The 19,778-nt window shown below is 47.2% G+C and carries 17 protein-coding genes; 4 read left to right on the top strand and 13 right to left on the bottom strand.

Translation table 11 applies throughout. The features are described from left to right. Positions 1–73: 73 nt before the first annotated feature. The 4 genes from EOO49_RS04500 to EOO49_RS04485 all read right to left on the bottom strand — a co-directional run bounded on the left by EOO49_RS04500 (position 74) and on the right by EOO49_RS04485 (position 6,488). Entirely contained in the window at positions 74–937 is an 864-nt protein-coding gene (locus EOO49_RS04500; protein WP_290843137.1) for a bestrophin family protein, read from the bottom strand. An 84-nt stretch (positions 938–1,021) separates the two neighbouring features. Next, positions 1,022–2,323, bottom strand: coding sequence for a TolC family protein (locus EOO49_RS04495; RefSeq protein WP_290843135.1), 1,302 nt, complete (start codon positions 2,321–2,323; stop codon positions 1,022–1,024). Further along, entirely contained in the window at positions 2,320–5,427 is a 3,108-nt protein-coding gene (locus tag EOO49_RS04490) for an efflux RND transporter permease subunit (protein ID WP_290843133.1), read from the bottom strand. The genes EOO49_RS04495 and EOO49_RS04490 overlap by 4 nt, the downstream gene beginning before the upstream one ends. Continuing rightward, the gene (locus EOO49_RS04485; protein ID WP_290843131.1) at positions 5,424–6,488 is read right to left on the bottom strand and encodes an efflux RND transporter periplasmic adaptor subunit; all 1,065 of its coding nucleotides are present in this window, start codon (positions 6,486–6,488) and stop codon (positions 5,424–5,426) included. Before EOO49_RS04485 ends, EOO49_RS04490 begins: the two co-directional genes overlap by 4 nt. 692 nt (positions 6,489–7,180) lie before the next feature. Between EOO49_RS04485 and EOO49_RS04480 the strand changes: the two genes are divergently transcribed. After that, complete coding sequence (locus EOO49_RS04480) at positions 7,181–7,558, top strand: hypothetical protein (protein ID WP_290843129.1); 378 nt, start codon at positions 7,181–7,183, stop codon at positions 7,556–7,558. A gap of 10 nt (positions 7,559–7,568) precedes the next feature. Here EOO49_RS04480 and EOO49_RS04475 read toward each other — a convergent pair whose 3' ends face one another. Both EOO49_RS04475 and recG read right to left on the bottom strand, forming a co-directional pair. Continuing rightward, positions 7,569–8,021 carry a hypothetical protein gene (locus EOO49_RS04475; protein ID WP_290843127.1) on the bottom strand — a complete coding sequence of 151 codons (453 nt, stop codon included), beginning with the start codon at positions 8,019–8,021 and terminating at the stop codon, positions 7,569–7,571. Between the two features lies 1 nt (position 8,022). After that, positions 8,023–10,122, bottom strand: coding sequence for an ATP-dependent DNA helicase RecG (recG, locus tag EOO49_RS04470; RefSeq protein ID WP_290843125.1), 2,100 nt, complete (start codon positions 10,120–10,122; stop codon positions 8,023–8,025). A gap of 75 nt (positions 10,123–10,197) precedes the next feature. Between recG and EOO49_RS04465 the strand changes: the two genes are divergently transcribed. From EOO49_RS04465 to EOO49_RS04455, 3 genes are all read left to right on the top strand, one after another. Further along, positions 10,198–11,046, top strand: coding sequence for a fructosamine kinase family protein (locus EOO49_RS04465; RefSeq protein WP_290843123.1), 849 nt, complete (start codon positions 10,198–10,200; stop codon positions 11,044–11,046). Between the two features lie 75 nt (positions 11,047–11,121). After that, positions 11,122–13,188, top strand: coding sequence for a M1 family metallopeptidase (locus tag EOO49_RS04460; protein ID WP_290843122.1), 2,067 nt, complete (start codon positions 11,122–11,124; stop codon positions 13,186–13,188). Beyond that, positions 13,185–14,090 carry a patatin-like phospholipase family protein gene (locus EOO49_RS04455; RefSeq protein ID WP_290843120.1) on the top strand — a complete coding sequence of 302 codons (906 nt, stop codon included), beginning with the start codon at positions 13,185–13,187 and terminating at the stop codon, positions 14,088–14,090. Before EOO49_RS04460 ends, EOO49_RS04455 begins: the two co-directional genes overlap by 4 nt. Before the next feature lie 111 nt (positions 14,091–14,201). Here EOO49_RS04455 and EOO49_RS04450 read toward each other — a convergent pair whose 3' ends face one another. The 7 genes from EOO49_RS04450 to EOO49_RS04420 form a co-directional block, all read right to left on the bottom strand. Further along, a complete protein-coding gene (locus EOO49_RS04450; RefSeq protein WP_290843118.1) occupies positions 14,202–15,380 on the bottom strand; it encodes a hypothetical protein in 1,179 nt (392 codons plus the stop codon). Between the two features lie 326 nt (positions 15,381–15,706). Further along, positions 15,707–16,033 (bottom strand): helix-turn-helix transcriptional regulator, encoded by a 327-nt coding sequence (locus EOO49_RS04445; protein ID WP_290843116.1) that lies wholly within the window; start codon positions 16,031–16,033, stop codon positions 15,707–15,709. A 4-nt stretch (positions 16,034–16,037) separates the two neighbouring features. After that, the gene (locus EOO49_RS04440) at positions 16,038–16,373 is read right to left on the bottom strand and encodes a type II toxin-antitoxin system RelE/ParE family toxin (RefSeq protein WP_290843557.1); all 336 of its coding nucleotides are present in this window, start codon (positions 16,371–16,373) and stop codon (positions 16,038–16,040) included. Positions 16,374–16,833: 460 nt separating this feature from the next. Beyond that, positions 16,834–17,673 carry an OmpA family protein gene (locus EOO49_RS04435; protein WP_290843115.1) on the bottom strand — a complete coding sequence of 280 codons (840 nt, stop codon included), beginning with the start codon at positions 17,671–17,673 and terminating at the stop codon, positions 16,834–16,836. Positions 17,674–17,750: 77 nt separating this feature from the next. Continuing rightward, the gene (locus tag EOO49_RS04430) at positions 17,751–18,743 is read right to left on the bottom strand and encodes a glycosyltransferase family 2 protein (RefSeq protein ID WP_290843113.1); all 993 of its coding nucleotides are present in this window, start codon (positions 18,741–18,743) and stop codon (positions 17,751–17,753) included. Further along, positions 18,740–19,192, bottom strand: a complete 453-nt coding sequence (locus EOO49_RS04425; protein WP_290843110.1) for a hypothetical protein — start codon at positions 19,190–19,192, stop codon at positions 18,740–18,742. The genes EOO49_RS04430 and EOO49_RS04425 overlap by 4 nt, the downstream gene beginning before the upstream one ends. Then, entirely contained in the window at positions 19,189–19,629 is a 441-nt protein-coding gene (locus EOO49_RS04420; protein ID WP_290843108.1) for a type I restriction enzyme HsdR N-terminal domain-containing protein, read from the bottom strand. The genes EOO49_RS04425 and EOO49_RS04420 overlap by 4 nt, the downstream gene beginning before the upstream one ends. Positions 19,630–19,778: the final 149 nt, after the last annotated feature.

Below are 19,778 nucleotides of genomic sequence, written 5' to 3'. Positions count from 1 at the left end.
ATTCCCATCCCGATAGCTATCGGGATGGAATTTGGAATTTGGAATTTGGGACTTGGAATTTGGGATTTGGAATTCAAATAAGTTCCTCCACATGCTTGCGGATATTCTCAGCGATCTTGCGCGTCGGCAAATCGTTTTCGTCGTCCCCGAAAGGTTCTTCGATTTCTTCGGCAATCAACTCGAGACTCGCCAAAACATAGAAAACAAAAACCACGACCGGCGCGACGTAATAGCCAAGCGTGAAAGCGTATCCGAAAGGCAAAGTCAGCACATAGATAAAGATGAATTTCTTGATGAAAGCGCTGTAAGAGTAGGGAATGGGTGTGTTTTTGATTCTTTCGCAAGCACCGCAAATATCGGTAAACGACTGGATTTCGGCATTCAGGATGATGAGTTGGTCGCCCGTTATCTTTCCGCTTTTGTATAGCGAATTTACGCGCTCGAACATTTGGGCGGCAATTTGGTTCGGATAATGCTTGTGGCGCTCGATGGCCAAATCGAGATCGTCAAAAAGCTGTTTTCCGGTGTCGGCGTCGTTCAGGTGCGTTTTCAGCACGGCGGCATAATCGGGAATCGTCTTGCGGAAAAACGCGCGGTCGTTCTCGTCGTCGAGCATAGCCGATAATTTGAGCGCGAAATTGCGGCTGTTGTTTACGAGCGAGCCCCAAAGTTTGCGGCCTTCCCACCAACGGTCATAAGCGGTGTTGGTCCGGAAAACCAACAACATTGAAATCACGAATCCCAAAAGGCCGTGAACCGCGTTGATATTGCTGATGTAATGATCTTCGCCAAGTTTCCAGTATTCGACCTCGAGCCAGCCCAAAAGAGCCGAGTAGATGCCGATTCCGACAACCATTGGCCACAATTTGTGGAAAGTGTCCGATTTCTTGACCTGGAAAATAAAGGAAACCCAATCTTTGGTATTGTACGAGTGCATTTTTATCGTGAAATTATCGAACGAATATACGTTTTTTCACATTTCGTCGACCGATGAAAAATGCTTGGCAAATCAAATTCCCGATCAATTCAAAACCAAATTTCCGGCCAATTCGCGCAACGTGATTTCCGAGACCTTGGCATTGTATTTGGCCACCGAAAAACGCAGATGCGCATTTACGAAGTTGAGTTGCGCCGTGCGATATTCGATCGTCGGGATTGTTCCGATGCGGTACTTTTCCATCGTGATATACAGGTTTTCCTTCGCGATTTCCTCGTTTTTCGACTCGAGATCGATGAGTCCGATATTAGTCAGATACGTTTGGTAAGCCTGACCCAAACTCGCGATAACGGCCTGGCTTTGTTGGGCAAGCTGAAGTTTCGTGGTCTCGATTTGCAGTTTGGCGACTTTCTCGTTGCGGTTTTGGTTGAGTCCGTTGAAGACGTTCATCGTCGCGGCGAATCCGTAAGCCCAACCGTTCGATGAAGTTTGCGTCGTAAACCCGAGACTGTTGCGCGTTTCGACGAAGTTATAGCCCGTACTGACACTCACCACGGGATAGCGATTGGCCTTGACCGCGCGAAGGTTGAATTCGGCGATCTTTTGGTTGATGATCTGGACTTGTATCGCCGGATTCTGTTTGGAAGCCAAGGTCTCGAGTTCGGGAAGCAGCAAGGCCGAATCGACCGCAATCTCATCCACGACAATGAAATCGATCTTTGTATCTCGCGCCATGATTTGATTGAGCACGATTTTCGAATTGGCGTACATTTCTTTTGCCCGAAGCAGATTCGTCTGGTCGGTATTTAGATCGACTTGGGCGTTCAAGACCTCGAGTTTGCTGGATTTCCCGATCGTATACCGATTTTGCGCAAGGTCGACCCGTTGGCGCGAAATCACCAAAGTCGTGTCGAGCGCATTCAGGTTCTGTTTTTGTTGGACAAGGTCGTAGTATGCGGTCAAAACGTCCGAGACGCGCGTCATCACCATGAGCTGCAATTCGGCTTTTCCCTGATTTTCGATCTGTTTCAACTGGTCGTAGCGCGCGAACATTCCGAGTCCGTCAAAGACCGTCCAATCGAGGGCCACGCCATAGTTGAGATTGCTGTTTCTGGCGTTGTCGAGTTCTTGCGTTGTGCCGTCGTTGCGGGTTTGCGAACTGCTTTGTACCGAATTGTTGTCGGTCACGCTGGCCAAAACACTTGGCAACATTCCGGCGTTCCCGATCGTGCGGTTGGTTTCGTCAATGCGGAATTCATTTTTGGCGATCCGGATGTCGAAATTGTTCTCGACCGCAATCTTTATCGCGTCTTCGGGCGTCAGCAATTCCTGGGCTTTTCCAAAAAATCCGACCAATAAAATCAATGTGGTTGCAAAAATTCTCATACAGATGCGCGGCTTTCTTTTTCGTATTGTTCGGCGTGCTCGAATTCAGGTCGGTGCACGCGTTCTCTTGACCACATGGAATAGATCGCCGGAATGACGAAAAGTGTCAACACGAGCGAGAAAATCGTTCCGCCCACGATCACGACACCCATCCCGATACGGCTTGTAGCGGCGGCTCCAAGCGACATTGCGATCGGCAAGGCGCCAAGTGCGATTGCCAGTGAAGTCATCAGGATCGGACGCAAACGCGCTTCCGAAGCCTCGACGATGGCTTCCATTTTGGGCCTGCCTTGTTCGCGCAACTGATTGGCGAATTCCACGATGAGGATTCCGTTTTTGGTCACCAATCCGATGAGCATCACCGTTCCGATCTGGCTGAAGATATTCCACGTCTGACCAAAAAGCCAAAGCGAGAAAAGTGCTCCGGCAACAGCCATCGGAACCGTCAAGATGATGATGAACGGATCGAGAAAACTCTCGAATTGCGCGGCCAGAATCAGGTAAATCAGCAAAAGTGCAAGTCCGAAGGCGAACAACGTATTCGACGAACTTTCAACGAAATCACGTGATTCTCCGCCCAAATCTGTCGTAAAAGTATCGTCCAAAACCTTTGCCTTGATACGATCCATGGCCTCGATTCCGTCGCTTATCGAATTTCCGGGAGAAAGTCCGGCGGAAACCGTCGCGGCCATATAGCGGTTGTTGTGGTACAATTGCGGCGGACTGCTTTGTTCCTGAACCTTGACGACATTGTCGAGCTGGATCAATTGTCCGTCTTTGTTCTTGACGAACATCGAGGTCAGATCGAGCGGTTTGGAACGGTCGACTTCCTCGAATTGTCCCATGACCTGATATTGTTTCCCGTTCATCATGAAGTAACCGAAGCGTTGTCCGGACAGCGAAAGTTGCAATGTCTGGGCAATGTCCATAACCGAAATCCCAAGACTCTCGGCCTTTTCGCGATCGATTTCCACGTTGATTTCGGGTTTGTTGAACTTGAGGTTGACGTCGGAATTCGAGAACGACGGATCGTTTGCGACCTCGTCCATGAACTGCGGGATTTTTTCGCGCAGCTGCTCGAAATTCTGGGCTTGGATAATGTATTGGATCGGGAAACCGCCTCGTCTGTTCACGGCGATCGTCGGTTGTTCCGAAACCGAAACGCGCGCTTCCGGATAGCGTTTGGTCCATTTGGTGAGATCGGCAGCGATTTCCTTTTGCGGACGATCGCGGTCTTCGGCCTCGGTAAGCGCCACACGGACGCGTCCGCTGTTGACCGAAGCAGATCCGAAACCTGGCGATGTGATCACAAGTGCAACCTTTTTTTCGGGGATCGAGTCGTTGATCAATTGCGACATTTCCGTCATGAACCGATCCATGTATTGGTACGTCGCGCCTTCCGGTCCTGTGACGTTGATTCCGACAAAACTCCTGTCGTCATAAGGCGCGGTCTCTTTGGGAAGAATCGAGAAAAACAACGCGATAAGTCCGAGACAGCCAATGATTATCGGAAAACTCAACCAGCGTTTGCCCATGAATTTCTTGAGCGAATTGGCATAACCTGTGTTCATTTTGACGAAATACGGTTCTGACCATTCGTAGAACTTCGACTTCTTGTGAGCTGTTTCGGCTTTCATCAGATAAGCGTTCAACATCGGCGTAAGCGTCAATGAAACGAATGCCGAAATGAGCACGGCCGCGCCAATCACGACACCGAATTCCCTAAAGAGTCGGCCCACGAAACCTTCGAGGAAAATGATCGGAAGGAAAACCGCGGCAAGCGTGATGGAAATCGAGATCACGGCGAAGAAAATCTCGTTCGAACCGCGAATCGCAGCCTCGATCGGTGACATGCCTTCCTCGACTTTTTTGTAAATGTTCTCGGTTACGACAATTCCGTCGTCGACCACCAATCCTGTCGCCAGCACAATGGCCAAAAGTGTGAGTACGTTGACCGAAAATCCAAGTAAATACATGATGAAAAACGTCCCGATAAGCGAAACCGGAATGTCGATCAAAGGCCGGAAAGCAATTGCCCAATCGCGGAAAAACAAGTAGATGATCAGGATTACCAAAACCAGTGAAATGCCCAGTGTCTCCACAACTTCCGTAACCGATTTCTTGATAAAGACCGTGTTGTCGATGGCGATGTTGAGCTTCAGATCCTGCGGAAGCGTATTCTTGAGCTGGTCGTATTGCTTGTAGAATTCGTCGGCGATCTCGATGTAGTTCGTTCCCGGTTGCGGCACGATGGCCAATCCGACCAACGGCAAGCCCGATTCCTCCATTTTGGTCTCGAGGTTTTCGGGCCCGAGTTCGGCATATCCGACATCGCTCAAACGCACGATCTTGTCTCCGACGGCAAGCACGATGATGTTGTTGAATTGTTCGGGTTTGGACAGATTGCCCATCGTTTTCACGAGCAATTCGGTGTTTTTTCCGGTCAATTTTCCCGATGGAAGTTCGATGTTCTGCGCATCCAAAGCGGTTCTCACGTCAGAAACCGTCACGCCGTACGAATTGAGCTTTATCGGATCGAGCCAGATTCGCATCGCGTAGCGCTTTTGCCCCCAGATCTGTACCGAGGATACGCCCGGAATCGTCTGCAAGCGCTCGGCAATCACGTTTTCGGCATAATCGCTGAGCTCGAGCGGATTCTTGGTGGTGCTTTGGACCGTCATGGTGATGATCGGTTCGGAATCGGCATCTGCCTTTGAAACGACAGGCGGCGCATCGATATCCTGCGGAAGTTGGCGCGTAGCCTGGGAAACCTTGTCACGGACGTCATTTGCGGCTTCCTCGAGGTTTTTCTCGAGCTCGAATTCGACCGTGATGTTGCTCGAACCTTGGTTGCTCGACGAGGTGATGTTGCGGATTCCGTCGATCTGGTTGATCGCTTTCTCGAGCGGTTCGGTGATCTGGGATTCGATGATATCGGCATTTGCGCCCGTGTAACTTGTCCTGACGGATATTTGGGCCGGATCGATAGAAGGAAATTCGCGAATTCCCAAATACGTGAATCCGACCACGCCAAAAAGGATGATGGCCAGATTCATCACGATCGTCAGCACCGGACGTTTGATACTCAACGTGGAAAGACTCATGATTTGGTCGGTTTTGAGATTTTGACCTTGACCGGCGCTTCATCCTTCAACGTCATCACGCCCGTCGTAATCACGGTGTCGCCGGCTTTGAGTCCGGATAGAACAAGGATTTCGGAATCTGTTCTCGTGGCCGTTTCAACCTTGACTTCCCTAGCTTTTCCGTTGTTCGACACAAAAACTTTCTTGCCGTCCTGAACCGGAACGACCGCTTCTGTGGGAATCACGATCGCGTTCTCGATTTTCTGTAGCGGAAGTTCGACGTTGGCGAATGTGCCAGGAAGCAGTTTTCCGTCAGAATTGCTGGCCAATGCGCGCATTCTCAGCGTTCGTGTATCGACTGCGATTTCGGGTTCGATCGCGTAGATTTTGGCCGAAAACTTGTCTTTTGAACCCGCGATCGCAAAAGTGATCTGGGAATTGATCTTCATTTGGGAAGCGTATTTTTCCGGAACCGAAAACGTAATCTTGACCTCGGAACTGTTCACGAGCTTGGCCACGATGGTTTCGGCCGTGACGTACGTTCCGGGTGAAATGGCGCGCAATCCGATCTTTCCGGAAAACGGTGCACGGACTGACGTCTTGCCGAGTTGGGCGTTTATGAGTTGGGTTTCGGCTTTCGCAGACTTGAAATCGGCCGAGGCGATGTCGTATTCTTCCTTGCTGATCGCTTCTTTCTCGAGCAGCAGTTTTGCGCGTCTCTCGTTCTCGCTGGCAAGTGTCTGGGCGGTTTTCGCTTTTGACAATTGGGCTCGCAACTCCACGTCGTTTACCTGAAAAAGAACCTGGCCTTTTTGGACGACCGTGCCTTCGCTAAAGTAGATTTTCTCGACGATTCCCGGCACTTCGCTGCGCACGTCGATCGATTCGTTGGCGTCGATCGATCCCGATAGCGCGAGGTTGTTGTCGAAGTCTTGCGGTTGGGCAACGATTCCGGCGACCGTCTGGGCTTTTTTGGAGCCTTTGTCCTCTTTTTTGGAATCTTTGTTGGCGGTGATCCGATAGAAAACCAAAGCACCGACGCCAAGGGCTAAAACGGTGTAAACGATGTATTTTACTTTCATTTGTCGTGTGGGCGAGTGCGTTTCTTTAGCTACAAATCTAGTGGAATGCGAAATGGTTTTCGCGAGGTGTTAATTTTTATTTAACAGGTAGATTTTATAGGGATTTTCATGCACTTTTCGCCTTGTTGGTGGTTGTTGTTTCTTTTGGAATCATTGTTCGGCAAAAGGTTTAATCAGATTGGGATTTTTGTATACAGGCTCACTTCAGGTTTTCAGATTGTCGGAAACTGGAACTTGCGCTTACAGCCAAATTTCACTCCCAACCATTTATTTATTTATTAGCTGTAAATCTGTAAGGCTTTTTATCAACCTCGTTGGTTTGTGGATTTTCAACATTAAGTTCATTAAGGACATTAATTTCATTGCAGTTTTTTTTCATTTGGGATAAGAATTTAAGAGCAGTAAGGCGCTTCGCTAATGTTGTATCGGATTTTTATCGCCGATCTGAAACATTAGGCTCGAAGCTTGGAACTTTAATGTCGTAATTTCTGCCACTGCCACTACAACTACAACTACAACTGCAACTACTACTGCTACTGCTACTGCAACTACCACTGCTACTGCACTGCAACTGCAACTGCAACTGCAACTGCAACTGCAACTGCTACTGCCACTGCAACTGCCACTGCAACCACAACCGCACCAAAAACTTCAACAATTTCAGCTATCTTTCCCGAAATAATCTTTCCGACATGAAAATAATCTCCTTGCTAGAACTGGAAAAACACAAGAATCCAGATGATTACAAGTTTGCCGAAGACTGGATTTACGAAGATTTGCACGATGAAATGGACGGTTCGCGCCATCGCATCGGATTGGTTCTGGAACTTGAGGAAGGCGAAGACTCGCAATATCCGCTTGAGGATTTGCTCGATGCCTATTTTTTGCATGTAGCCGATTTTCTCGATACTGATATGGAAGCCTATTTTTCTGTCGGAAGCGTGATGAATCTCGAGCTTGGCGGCGATCTGGAAGACATCCGAAAAATCAAGGAAATCGTCGGCAAACGCGCCTTTACTGAGGAATTTGACGAGGACGGCAGCACTTATCTTAGGCTGAAAATCGAATAGGAAACTTGTGTCAGATGTCCAATTGCCGGATGTCGAAATATCGCGCCACCACGAATTCGCCTCGCTTTATGGCAAAGCTTACAAATTGTCCTGATGCGATTTTTTCTGTTATTTTCAACACTTTGTCCGATTCTTTGAGCACCGACAGGAATTGTTCGCCTCTTTGTTTTTCCAATTTATTCAAGTTGGTATTTGTCGGATATTCGTCAATTTCCGATTCCAATTTCTCCAAATCCTCCAATGTAGCCGCAGTGATCATAGCCGATGCTGGGATTTCGGGCAATTCCCAAATTCCTTCCCATTCAGGCCCGATCGTCTTTTTTACGAATAATTCGCAGTTCGGACAAAATGCTTCAAATGTCCAGATAGGATGCGCCGGATTTTCTGCCGTCGCGAATGTTCTTGCGCGTATCAGTAGCTTCTCGTTTACAGGTTCGGTTTGGCAGATCGGACAACCTTTCATGTCAGCTGATGTAGTTCCAGATATTTTTCTTGTGGGTCAACTCGATATAAACCTGTCGCATCGCCGCGTGTTCGGGTTTGGCCATGCTCGGATCGTCCTTGAGGATTTGGATGGCAAAATGTCTCGCGTGAGCCAAAATGTCGCGATCCCGGACGATGTCGGCGATCTGGAGATTCAGCACGCCGCTTTGTTGCGTGCCCATCAAATCGCCCGGACCGCGCAGTCTCAGGTCTACTTCGGCAATCTCGAATCCGTCGTTTGTTCTCACCATGGTTTGCATTCGCGTTTTGGAATCGTGGGAAAGTTTGTGTCCGGTCATCAGGATGCAATAACTCTGTTCGGCTCCGCGACCCACGCGCCCTCTCAATTGGTGCAGTTGCGAAAGCCCGAATCTTTCTGCCGATTCGATGATCATGACCGATGCGTTCGGAACATTCACGCCAACTTCGATCACGGTCGTGGCCACCATAATATTGGTTTTGCCTTGGGAAAAACGCACCATTTCGGAATCTTTTTCGGACGGTTTCATTTTTCCGTGCACGATCGAGACCGAATACTGCGGAAGTGGAAAATCGCGGGAAATGCTTTCGTATCCGTCCATAAGATCCTTGTAATCCAACGTGGACGATTCCTCGATTAGCGGATAGACGATGTAAATCTGCCGGCCTTTGGCGATTTCGTCCCTGATGAATTTCCAGATCTTGAGCCTGTTGGAATCGAATTGGTGGATCGTTTTTATGGGTTTTCTTCCAGGCGGAAGCTCGTCGATCACCGAAACGTCCAGATCGCCATACAAACTCATGGCAAGCGTGCGAGGAATCGGCGTGGCGGTCATGACCAGAACATGAGGCGGGATCGTGTTTTTCTTCCAAAGCTTCGACCGTTGCTCGACGCCAAAGCGGTGTTGCTCGTCTATCACGGCCAGTCCGAGGTTTTGGAACCTGACTTTGTCCTCGAGGAGCGCATGTGTGCCAATCAAAATGTGAAGCGTGCCGTTCTCCAATTCCTCGTGGATGATCTTTCTGTCATTCGGCTTGACCGAACCCGTCAAAATCCTGATATTGATTCCCAAACCATCAGCCATTTCACTCAATCCTTTAAAGTGTTGGTTGGCGAGGATTTCGGTTGGCGCCATCAGGCAACTTTGGAAACCGTTGTCGAGCGCAATCAACATCGACATCAATGCGACCATCGTCTTTCCTGATCCTACGTCGCCTTGCAACATGCGGTTCATTTGGGCTTCGTTGCCCATATCGTTCCGGATTTCCTTGATCACGCGTTTTTGTGCGCCAGTAAGTTCAAACGGCAAATGATTGTTGAAAAAATCGTTGAAATAGGAGCCGATATTCTTGAAAGCGTGGCCTTTGATCTTGCTTTTCCTGACCAGATTCTTGGTAATCAACTGCAATTGGATAAAGAAAAGTTCCTCGAACTTGAGCCGGAATTGCGCTTTGGCCAGAATGTCGGTATTTTTTGGAAAATGGATGTTGAACATCGCGGCTTTCTTCGGGATCAGATTTGCCTGTTTGATCAGATTTTCGGGCAAAGTCTCGACGAAATTGGCCTGCGTCTCGAGAAAAAGCTGTTGCATCATCTTGTTCACGGTGCGATTGCTGATGCCGCGTTTGGACAGATTTTCGGTCGACGGATAAACCGGCTGCAGTGTCGAACGCAAACTCTGTTCGTGTTCACTGAGCGATTCCATTTCCGGATGCACCATATTGTGCTGGTTCGCGAATGCGGTCGCCTTTCCGAAAATTACCAAAGGCACACCGATCCTGAGCGCTTCCCGGATCCATTTTATGCCTTGGAACCAAACGAGTTCCATTTCGCCGGTTTCGTCCGCAAAGGTCGCGACAAGCCTTTTTCCCTTGCCTTCGACGGTTTTCACGTGTGTGATTTTCCCAACGATCTGAACCTCGGCATTGCTTTGGTTGAGTTCGTTTATCTTGTAATAACGCGTGCGGTCGATGTATCGGTTCGGGAAAAAATTCGCAAGTTCGGCATAGGTCGAAATGCCCAATTCCTTGCGCAAAAGCGCTCCGCGCGCCGGTCCGACGCCTTTTAGGTATTCGATTGGAGTTTGGAGTATATCGGCCATGGGAATTGTTGCGAATATAGTGATTGTGGCTGTTTTTTGAAACCGTTGGCGTATCTTGAAAGTTCAAAATCTGCTATGGAAAATTTGCTTTTGCATTTGTCGGATAAGTTCAGGTTTCAGATCAATCAAGTCACGGCAATCGCGGGCGGAGACATAAATCGCGCGTTCCGGTTGCGAACTTCCGGGGCAAATTTGCTGCTCAAAGTCAATACGACCGAGTATCCGAAATTGTTCGAAACAGAAAATGTTTCGCTTCAACGATTGCGTCAAACCGACACTGTCAAAGTTCCGAAAGTCATCGGATTCGGAAATAGAGAAAAGCTGCAATTTTTGTTGATGGATTGGATTCCGACCCAAAAAGCATCGGTTGGTAAATGGCGCGAATTCGGACGTTCGCTCGCGCGGATGCACAAATTGCCACAACCCAATTTCGGTCTCGAAAACGCAAATTATCTCGGAACGCATTTACAGGACAATTCTCCAAAGCAAACCTGGAGCGCTTTTTATTCGGAAAATCGCATTCTTCCGATGGCTCTTTTGTTGCGCGACCAGAAAAAGTTCGTTGATCAAGACGTTATTTTGGCCGAAAATTTCTGTCGGAAACTCGATGAAATCTATCCGAAGGAAAATCCTTCGTTGGTTCACGGCGATTTGTGGAGCAGCAATTTCGTGATGTCGGGCGAAGCGTTTTTGATCGATCCGGCGGTTTGTCGCGCCCATCGCGAAATGGATCTGGCCATGACGAAGCTTTTCGGCGGATTCGCTGCTGATTTTTACCTCGGATACGAACAGGAATTCCCGCTTGAAAAAGGATTCGAAAACAGGATGGAAGCTTCCCAACTTTATCCCTTGCTGTTTCACGCACTGGCTTTCGGCGGACATTACGTTGGGAAATGTCTGGAGATTTTGCGCGCGTTCGCGTGAATTTTGTTAAACCCAACCAAAACCGGACGCGTCCAAAAATCCACAATTCGTATATTTGGCTACTTCACGACCGCCATGAAATACCTTATTTTGCTCCTTTCGGCCTTCAGTTTTGCCCAACAGACGGCCAAAGTCGATTTCAGAACCCTTAACGGAAACATCAAAGTCGACTATGAAACGCGTTCCATAAAAGGATCGGGCGTTTATACTTTCGACGTGCTGAAATCGATCGACACGATTCGCATCGACGCTCGCGACATGGCATTTACCGAGGTCAAGATCAACGGGAAACCAGTGAAATTCGGCAACGACAAAAAACAGCTCAAACTTTACGCAGGTTTCAAAAAGGGAAAGAACGAGCTGACTTTCGATTTTTCGGCAAAACCAAAACAGACACTTTACTTCGTGACTGCCGCGAACGACTACCAAATCTGGACGCAAGGCCAAGGCAAATACACGAGCCATTGGTTTCCGAGTTTCGACGACGTGAACGAAAAAGCGGTTTTCGGACTGTCGATCACGCACGAAAACGGGTATGAGGTCGTCTCGAACGGCGTGCTTGCAAGCAAGGAATCTTCTGACGCAAAAAATTCGGTCTGGAAGTATCAGATGAAACATCCGATGAGTTCTTATCTGCTCATGCTTGCCATAGGGAAATTCAGCGATCACGAGCTTTTGGCCGAATCCAAAACGCCTTTGCATTTGCTGATTGAACCGTCCGATGAAGCCAAGTTCGAACCGACTTATCGCTATTCCAAGGAGATTTTCGATTATCTCGAAAAAGAGATCCAAGTGGCTTATCCGTGGGAAGTTTACCGACAGCTTCCGGTGCGCGACTTTCTGTACGGCGGAATGGAAAACACGACGGCTACGTTATTTACGAGAGATTATGTGTGCGACGAGATCGCGTTCAACGACCGGAATTACGTAAACGTGAACGGGCACGAACTCGCGCACCAATGGTTCGGCGACGTGGTAACGGCCAAGTCTGGCACGCATCACTGGCTTCAGGAAGGTTTCGCGACTTATTATGCGTTGTTGGCCGAAAGGGAAGTTTTTGGTGAAGATTACTTCCACTACAAATTATATGACATGGCCATAAACCTGCGTCAGGCGGCTCAAACCGACACGATTCCGATCCTGAACGAAAAAGCGAGCTCGCTGAGTTTTTACCAAAAAGGCGCTTGGGCATTGCACATTCTCAGGGAAAATGTCGGAGCGGAAAATTTCCGGAAAGCCGTAAAAAACTATCTCGAAAAGTACAAGTTCAGCAATGTCGAAACCGACGAGTTTCTCGACGAGATCGCCAAAGTTTCCAAATATGACGTGAAAGCTTTCAAAAAACGCTGGCTCGAGAGCAACAAATTCGAGGTGAACGAAGCCATCGACCTGCTTCGCAAAAACAAGTTCATGCAACAATTTTTCGAGGTCGGTGAACTTGGCAATCGCGCTTTCGCGGACAACAGGCCAACATTCGAAACCATGATGAAATCGGAAGCTTATTTTCCGGTCAAGGAACAGATTGTCTATCTCGTGAGCGATGTAGCTTTCGCCGACAAAAAACCGCTGATCGATCTGGCCATGCAGACCAATGAAATCGATGTTCGTCAGGCGGTTGCGCGCACGATGAAGAAAATCCCATCGGAATTCAAAACCCAATACGAGACTTTCCTGGACGACAAATCTTACATCACGCAAGAGATCGCATTGAACGCTTTGTGCCGCGACTTTCCCGAAGACCGCGCCAAATATCTCGACAAAACCGACGGCCGCATCGGCATGAACGACAAAAACATGCGGTTGCTTTGGCTCGCACTTGCGTTGTCGACGAAAGAATATCGCATGGACAAAAAAGCCGGTTACTATGACGAATTGCTCGCCTATGCACAAGCTGGAGAGGAAGCTTCTGTGCGCCAGGACGCAATCGAAAAACTGCTTTACATCAACAAAGCCGACCAAAATGTGCTGCCGTTGCTCGTAAATGCGACCGTTCACCACAAATGGCAATTTTCCAAATATGGACGCGACAAGATCCGCGAAAAGCTGAAACTTCAGAATACGCGAAAATTCTATGAGGAAATGATCCCGAAACTGCCCGAAAACGAAAAAGCACAACTGCAAAGATTGTTGGACGAAAAATGAGAGCACTCGTAATTTCAGGAGGCGGAAGCAAAGGCGCGTTCGCAGGCGGCGTAGCCCAATATCTGATGGAAGTCAAAGGCGCGAAATACGATCTTTTGCTCGGCACTTCCACGGGAAGCTTGCTCATTCCGCATCTGGCTTTGGGCAAAGTCGAGAAAATCCACGGCATCTACACCAATGTCAACATGGACAAGATTTTCAACGTGAATCCTTTTGTGGTCAAAAAACGCGATGGGATCGAAACCGTCGCGATCAACCACTTCAACGTGATCTGGCAATTCCTTCGCGGTCGCAAGACTTTCGGGGAGAGCAAATACCTGAGGAAATACATCCGCAAGAATTTTACGAGAGAAGAATTCCACGAGCTCAAATCGTCCAAATGCGACATTGTGGTGGCCGTGACGAATCTGTCGCACAACGAATGCGAGTACAAATGCCTTCGCGATTTCAACTACGACGAATTTTGCGACTGGATCTGGATTTCGTGCAATTATGTGCCGTTCATGAGTTTGGTCAAAAAAGGAAAGTCGGTGTATGGAGACGGCGGATTTTCGGCGCTTGTGCCAATTCGCGAAGCCATCCAAAGAGGTGCGACGGAAGTTGACGTCGTCGTTTTGGAAACCGAGACCTTGAGTACTCCGAGAGCTGTCGGAAAAAATCCTTTCTCGCTTATGGTCGATCTGTTCGGAACGTTGCTCGATCAGGTCGAAAAGCACGATATCACGATTGGGAAATTATCGGCCAAGAACAAAAATGTCAAGCTCAACATTTACTACACGCCAACTTCGCTTACTACCAACGCATTGGTTTTCAATAAAGAAGCGATGAAACTTTGGTGGGAGCAAGGGTATGAGTACGCGCAGAACAAGAGCGAGATCATGAGCGAGATTAAGCAGATGTGATTTTTTTTACTTTCTGATTTGCGGATTTTTGGAACGAGGATTTTGGCAGATTTTCACGGGATTGGCGCAGATTTTACTTTGCGGAATCTCTACCGATAATTTTCGACCAAATCAAGGCCTAACCTTATTACGCGTAATCACATTTTTCAACTTCGCCTTCAAATCTTCGCCGGTATCAAAAACGATCTGTTCGTTCGACGGAAATGGCATCGGACGTTGGTTGAACATCGGCAGATAATCTTTGGCCACGGCGCGTTTGTCGCCTTTGTAAGTCGCATAAACGTTCTGGAAAACGAATTCGCTCGAAATTGGGAAAGTGCGCAAAAGCTGGTTGTTTCCGAAGTCGATATAATCCACTTTCGCCACGACCTGAGCTGATTTGGTCTGCGTAAATTCGCGTACACGGCATTTAACGACCTTGAAAACGTCCTCGTAAACCTGTTTTCCGAGACTGTCCAAAACAGGCGTTCTTCCTCGCATTTTCTTGCGTCGGCCTGCCTTGACTTCCTTTTCGCGCTCGAATTCGCGTTCGCGGATCTGCTCCGGAGAAACATTTATCTGACGGAAATTCACGATGATTCCGTAATCGTATTTGGTGTTCGGCGATTTATTGCTGTGGTAAACCGTCCATTCGTCATTCAAACCATAAGTGCTGAAATCGAGCAGATCGCTTTCGAGCCTTTTCGGAATGATCACGTCCGTCTCATTTTTGGTGTAGACGTTCACGTAGTCGCAACCTTTTTGTTTGGCCGTCTTGATCAGTTCTGGAACGTCCTTGAAATTTGGTGAAATCTGGTTCAGATAGGTCAAATCGTCGTAAGCGCGGCGAAAAGTCATCTTGTCGTTAGTCGCCATAAGCGCTTTGGTGTTGTCGTAGAGATATTTCGACAGCGCATTTTTGCTGCTGATGATCTGGTCGGAATAATCGCCAAACTCGAACTTGGCGTCCTTGTTTTCGGCCAACTTGCGGAGCGGCAAAAGCGGACGTATTTTCTCCTGACGGTTGTTGAGTTGCATGTAAGTGTTGAAAATCTTCTCGAGATTGCGCGGACTTGCGTCTTTCATCATCAGGTCGATATCGCGCAGATCGCGTTCCCTTGCCTTGGCGAAAGCTTCCTCGAGAATGTAGACGTAATCCTGATTTCCCTTTTTGTCTTTGTTCGAGCGCAGTCCGTAAACCGCGTTGTCGATCGCATTGTCGTAATCGCCCGAAACCAGTAATTTCTTGGTCTGCTTGACTGCACAAGCCGAAATGGCGATAAATAGTACGAAGAGTATCGTTTTTTTCATGGTGTCTGTTTGGTGGCGTAAATTTATAAAAACAGACGACTTTGGGGCGAATTTGGTTGTATCGGTTTTTAATTTTTGATTTTCGGATACCGGAGCTTTTAGAACATGGACTTTAGGATGTTCGCGAATCTTTCGGATTTTATGTCGGATTCAAGAAAATCATTGTAATCAGTGTCATCCGTTCACTCCATATTTTCAAAGTGTTTCGTTAAAATGGACACATTTGACTGATGACTCAAGTCGGATTTTTTACCGGATTGGAATCGTTGGACTTTGAGATTTTGAAAGCCGGAAAGCAAATGCTGTTTCTCGTTTTCATGGCGCGATCAATCCAATCGAAGAAACGCGTCGTCGAGCTTTACATGGAAACTGATTTCTGTTTTCAGTGCTTTGAAAACCTTGAGGATCGTGTCTATCGTGGCGCTGTTCGTGCTGCTTTCGAGTTTTGATATCTGGGCTTTTTGCACGCCGACCAATTTGCCTAATTCTTCCTGGGTGAGGTTTCGTTCGAGCCGAGCGGTCCTTATCATTTTACCCAAAACTTCCATGCTAAGTTCGTATTCGTAGGAATCTCTTTCGTCTGTACCGATTTTTCCGAGGTATTTGTCTTTCATCTCGGAAAGTGAGACCTTCTTCATTTGCTGTTTTTCCATTTTTTTAAAGTTTTGAATCAAAATAGTTTTCTTTTATCCGCGCTGCTCTTTCAATTTCGTTTACCGCAACTTTGTCTGTCTTTTTTACGAAGCCGTGTGTCGCCAGAACGAGTGTTTCTTTCGCGCTCGTTTTGTCCCAAAAGGCGAGAATCCTGATTTGGGAACCGTTGTAGTTGGTTCGGAACTCCCAGATTTCGCTTTGCAGTTTCTTGAAAAGCCGCGGATCGTTTGTTTGTTGCGACAAATCGATATTGTAAAGCACTTTTCGGATCGTCTTTTTATCAAGAGTTGAAAGGAACTTTTCGGCCTCTTCCAGAAATACGGTTTCAAAAAAACTCAAACTCATCGCGTCTACAAAAGTATTAAAAGTTTCCAAATATAGAAACTAAATTAAAAATTATTTTGATTTTTTACTTTGCAACAAGTTCTGTGAAAGTGAGAAACTCCAATTACAGATTTTCTGTAAAATTTGTTAAATGAAGGTAGCCGGCGAAAGTCGAGGCTTTGGTCGCCATTGTCGTGATCACGCTTGAGTAATCTTAAGTTTTTCTGCGCCGGCAATTCGCAAATTATTTTCTAACGAATTGGTGCATCAGTATCGCCATTTCCAAGTGAAAAAAATTAACCGCGAATTCGCGAATTTACATTCAGTTCGAGCGTAAATTCGCGTATTCGCGGCTAAAAATTATCTCTTGGCAACGCAAGTTACCAATGCAGTCAAAAAATCCGTTGGAGTTTCGATATAGCCAAAAAAAAACGCCCCGAATTACCGGGACGTTTCCATTCAAAAAGCACGTAGCTTATTGCTTTTTCATATTTTTCATTTCCTTCTCGATCATATCGTAGAATTGGTCGATTTTCGGCATGATCACGATTCTGGTTCTGCGGTTGATCGCGCGGTTGTCGGCCGTATTGTTGTCGACAAGCGGAATGTATTCGCTACGTCCGGCGGCGATAAGCTGTTTGGCAGGAACGCCGAGATCTTTTGTCAACACTCTGATGATCGAGGTCGAACGCTTGACTGACAAATCCCAGTTGTCGATCAATGTTCCGTTCGAGATGTAAGGCACGTTGTCTGTGTGGCCTTCGACCATACATTCGAAATCTGGTTTGGAATTGATGACTTTCGCCACTTTTCCAAGTACTTCTTTCGCGCGGTCGCTTACGTTGTAACTTCCTGATTTAAAGAGAAGTTTGTCGGAAATCGAGATGAATACGACCCCTTTTTCGACATTCACCTGGATGTCCGGATCGCTGATTCCGACCTCGCGTTTCAAGCTCGTGACCAAGGCTAGAGTAACCGAATCCTTGCGCGTCAAAGCGTCTTGCAAGCGCGTGATCTTCAAGTCTTTCTCTTTCATGCTCTCGAGTGATTTCTCAAGATTTTCGGCACCTTTCGAAGACAATGTGGTCATGTTGCCCACGTTGTTGATCAGGTCACTGTTGTTCTTTTTGAGATAGTCGATCTGGCTGTTAAGAGCTTCTTTTTCAGATAGACACGTATTGAGTTTCACGGTTGCTGAATTCAGCAAATCCTGAATCTCCTTATTTTTAGCTTCGCATTCGGCAAGCTTTTTCTTGGTTCCGCACGATGTCATCAATACACCGACGACAGATAATGCGAGGAAGACTTTTTTCATAAGATTTCTATTTTTTGTCGAGTTACAAATTTAGCCCTTTAGCATTTTTAGCCGATACGATTCGACATAAACTATTGTTAAAATAGCTCTTTGAAAGTCTTTCGACCTACTACAAAATGCGCATAAACGATGCTTTTTAACTTAAAATAATTCTTTTTTTGCAAGGATTGACGCTTTAAATATGTTATTCTCAACATTTTGTAAAACACGAGGTGCGCAACGAAAACCTGCCAGAACAAATTGACCTTTCCTTGCGATAAAAATCGGAAGGCGGCAATTCCGTCGAGCAGCATACGCGAAAAGATTTTCGGTAAGATCTGTCCTGACGGAAGATTCTTGACAAGCATCAAAAGCGAATTACGAAAGTTCAGATGCGTCTTCTTCGGACTGCCTTCGCTCAAAGTTGCCCCACCGACGTGAAAAACCGTGGAATTTCCGACATATTTGACGATGTGTCCGGCGTTGAAGGCGCGCCAACACAAGTCGATTTCTTCCTGATGCACGAAAAAATCGGCATCGAATCCGCCCAATTCATCGAATACTGCTTTTCTTATAAAGAAACAAGCGCCCGATGCCCACAAAATTTCACAATCGTCGTCGTATTGGCCGTTGTCTATTTCCAGCTCGTCGAAAATCCGGCCGCGGCAAAACGGATATCCGTAAGCGTCGATGAAACCTCCGGCGGCTCCGGCATATTCGAAGTAATCCTTTCGTTTATAATCCCTGATTTTGGGTTGGATAACCGCAGTTTTTGGCTCGTTTTCAAAAGTCGTCAAAATAGGAGTCAGCCAATTCTCGGTAACTTCTATATCGGAGTTCACCAATACGTAAATGTTGGCATCGATCGATTTCAAGGCTTCGTTATAACCGCCGGCAAAACCTAGATTCGTTTGGTTCCTGACGATTTTGACCGATGGAAAGGCTTGTTGCGTAAACAAAATCGAGTCGTCGGACGAAGCGTTGTCAGCCAACCAGATTTCTGCTCCATCAGAATAGTTGACGACCGACGGCAGAAATTGTTCGAGAAGTTTGCGTCCGTTCCAGTTCAGTATTACTATGGCTGTTTTCATGGCTTGTACAAATGTAGTTCGGTTTGTCGTTTATCCTGTTGTGACATAATTTGTGTAAGCGAATCTTTTAGACTGTTATAAATCCGATTTTCGGGATAAACCATAATTTTATTCGCATATCCTGCCCATTCGGACAATTGTAGCACGAAAATATAGTAAGTCGGCTGAAGTCTGTTTATGTCGGTTTCGACCAAGGCCAGCATCGAGATTGCGATCAGTGCGAAATTGTAGTTTTTGGGCACGAATCCGAAAGTGAAAATCAAGATCGACACTGCCAAAAACACGATATCGGAAATCGAATCGGGAAAAACCAAAATCTGCGAAAAAGCCGGAATGAGCGGAAAAACGTGATTGGCCAGCCACAATTCTTTCGAAACCCAGAACGTCGTCAGTACCGCGATAACCGCAAGCCAACGCGAAGTGGCGATTTTATGGGCTTCCGCAATCATCTCGACGGAATCTCCTTGAGGAAAACGTAGCGTTTCTGCTCATAATCCAATTTGCAAAAATAGTGAACCAAGCCATTTGTGACCATCAGATATTGAGCTTTCATCTTGAGGTTGTAACGCGCGATCTGGTCGAAAACGCTTTGGGAGATCGCGACTTCTGGCGCTTTGCATTCCACCAAAAGGAAAATCGATCCGTCGGGATTGAAGACCACGGCATCGTAGCGCTTCGAAATTCCGTTGATCTTCAACAGTTTCTCGACGTTCACGAGTGATTTCGGATACTTTTTGGTCTCGAGCAAATACTTTACCACATGCTGGCGAACCCATTCTTCGGGCGTCAGGACCACGAATTTCCGCCTGGTTTCGCAAAAAATGGAAACGCGGCCGTCGGCATTTTTGAACCGGAATTGATAAGCGTCGAAGTTGAGCGCGGTCATGCGGCAAAGAAACGAAATCGCGGCCAAAATCCCCAATGCGAAAAGCGCGCGAAAAATACCTACTTGTGGCGATTGTACAACCCGAAATTCGCGCCTTAATTTGTCGTGTCGGCCGTAATCGTGTGGTATCTTTTGCGGTCGTCGAAACG

It is taken from the genome of Flavobacterium sp. (assembly GCF_004295795.1).
Lineage (GTDB): Bacteria > Bacteroidota > Bacteroidia > Flavobacteriales > Flavobacteriaceae > Flavobacterium.
This window is presented reverse-complemented; position numbering and strand designations above follow the sequence as displayed.

Excerpts from the sequence above, each read along its gene's own strand:
- EOO49_RS04500 (WP_290843137.1), bottom strand. The coding sequence starts at position 937 with ATGCACTCGTACAATACCAAAGATTGGGTTTCCTTTATTTTCCAGGTC.
- EOO49_RS04495 (WP_290843135.1), bottom strand. The coding sequence starts at position 2,323 with ATGAGAATTTTTGCAACCACATTGATTTTATTGGTCGGATTTTTTGGA.
- EOO49_RS04490 (WP_290843133.1), bottom strand. The coding sequence starts at position 5,427 with ATGAGTCTTTCCACGTTGAGTATCAAACGTCCGGTGCTGACGATCGTG.
- EOO49_RS04485 (WP_290843131.1), bottom strand. The coding sequence starts at position 6,488 with ATGAAAGTAAAATACATCGTTTACACCGTTTTAGCCCTTGGCGTCGGT.
- EOO49_RS04480 (WP_290843129.1), top strand. The coding sequence starts at position 7,181 with ATGAAAATAATCTCCTTGCTAGAACTGGAAAAACACAAGAATCCAGAT.
- EOO49_RS04475 (WP_290843127.1), bottom strand. The coding sequence starts at position 8,021 with ATGAAAGGTTGTCCGATCTGCCAAACCGAACCTGTAAACGAGAAGCTA.
- recG (WP_290843125.1), bottom strand. The coding sequence starts at position 10,122 with ATGGCCGATATACTCCAAACTCCAATCGAATACCTAAAAGGCGTCGGA.
- EOO49_RS04465 (WP_290843123.1), top strand. The coding sequence starts at position 10,198 with ATGGAAAATTTGCTTTTGCATTTGTCGGATAAGTTCAGGTTTCAGATC.
- EOO49_RS04460 (WP_290843122.1), top strand. The coding sequence starts at position 11,122 with ATGAAATACCTTATTTTGCTCCTTTCGGCCTTCAGTTTTGCCCAACAG.
- EOO49_RS04455 (WP_290843120.1), top strand. The coding sequence starts at position 13,185 with ATGAGAGCACTCGTAATTTCAGGAGGCGGAAGCAAAGGCGCGTTCGCA.
- EOO49_RS04450 (WP_290843118.1), bottom strand. The coding sequence starts at position 15,380 with ATGAAAAAAACGATACTCTTCGTACTATTTATCGCCATTTCGGCTTGT.
- EOO49_RS04445 (WP_290843116.1), bottom strand. The coding sequence starts at position 16,033 with ATGGAAAAACAGCAAATGAAGAAGGTCTCACTTTCCGAGATGAAAGAC.
- EOO49_RS04435 (WP_290843115.1), bottom strand. The coding sequence starts at position 17,673 with ATGAAAAAAGTCTTCCTCGCATTATCTGTCGTCGGTGTATTGATGACA.
- EOO49_RS04430 (WP_290843113.1), bottom strand. The coding sequence starts at position 18,743 with ATGAAAACAGCCATAGTAATACTGAACTGGAACGGACGCAAACTTCTC.
- EOO49_RS04425 (WP_290843110.1), bottom strand. The coding sequence starts at position 19,192 with ATGATTGCGGAAGCCCATAAAATCGCCACTTCGCGTTGGCTTGCGGTT.
- EOO49_RS04420 (WP_290843108.1), bottom strand. The coding sequence starts at position 19,629 with ATGACCGCGCTCAACTTCGACGCTTATCAATTCCGGTTCAAAAATGCC.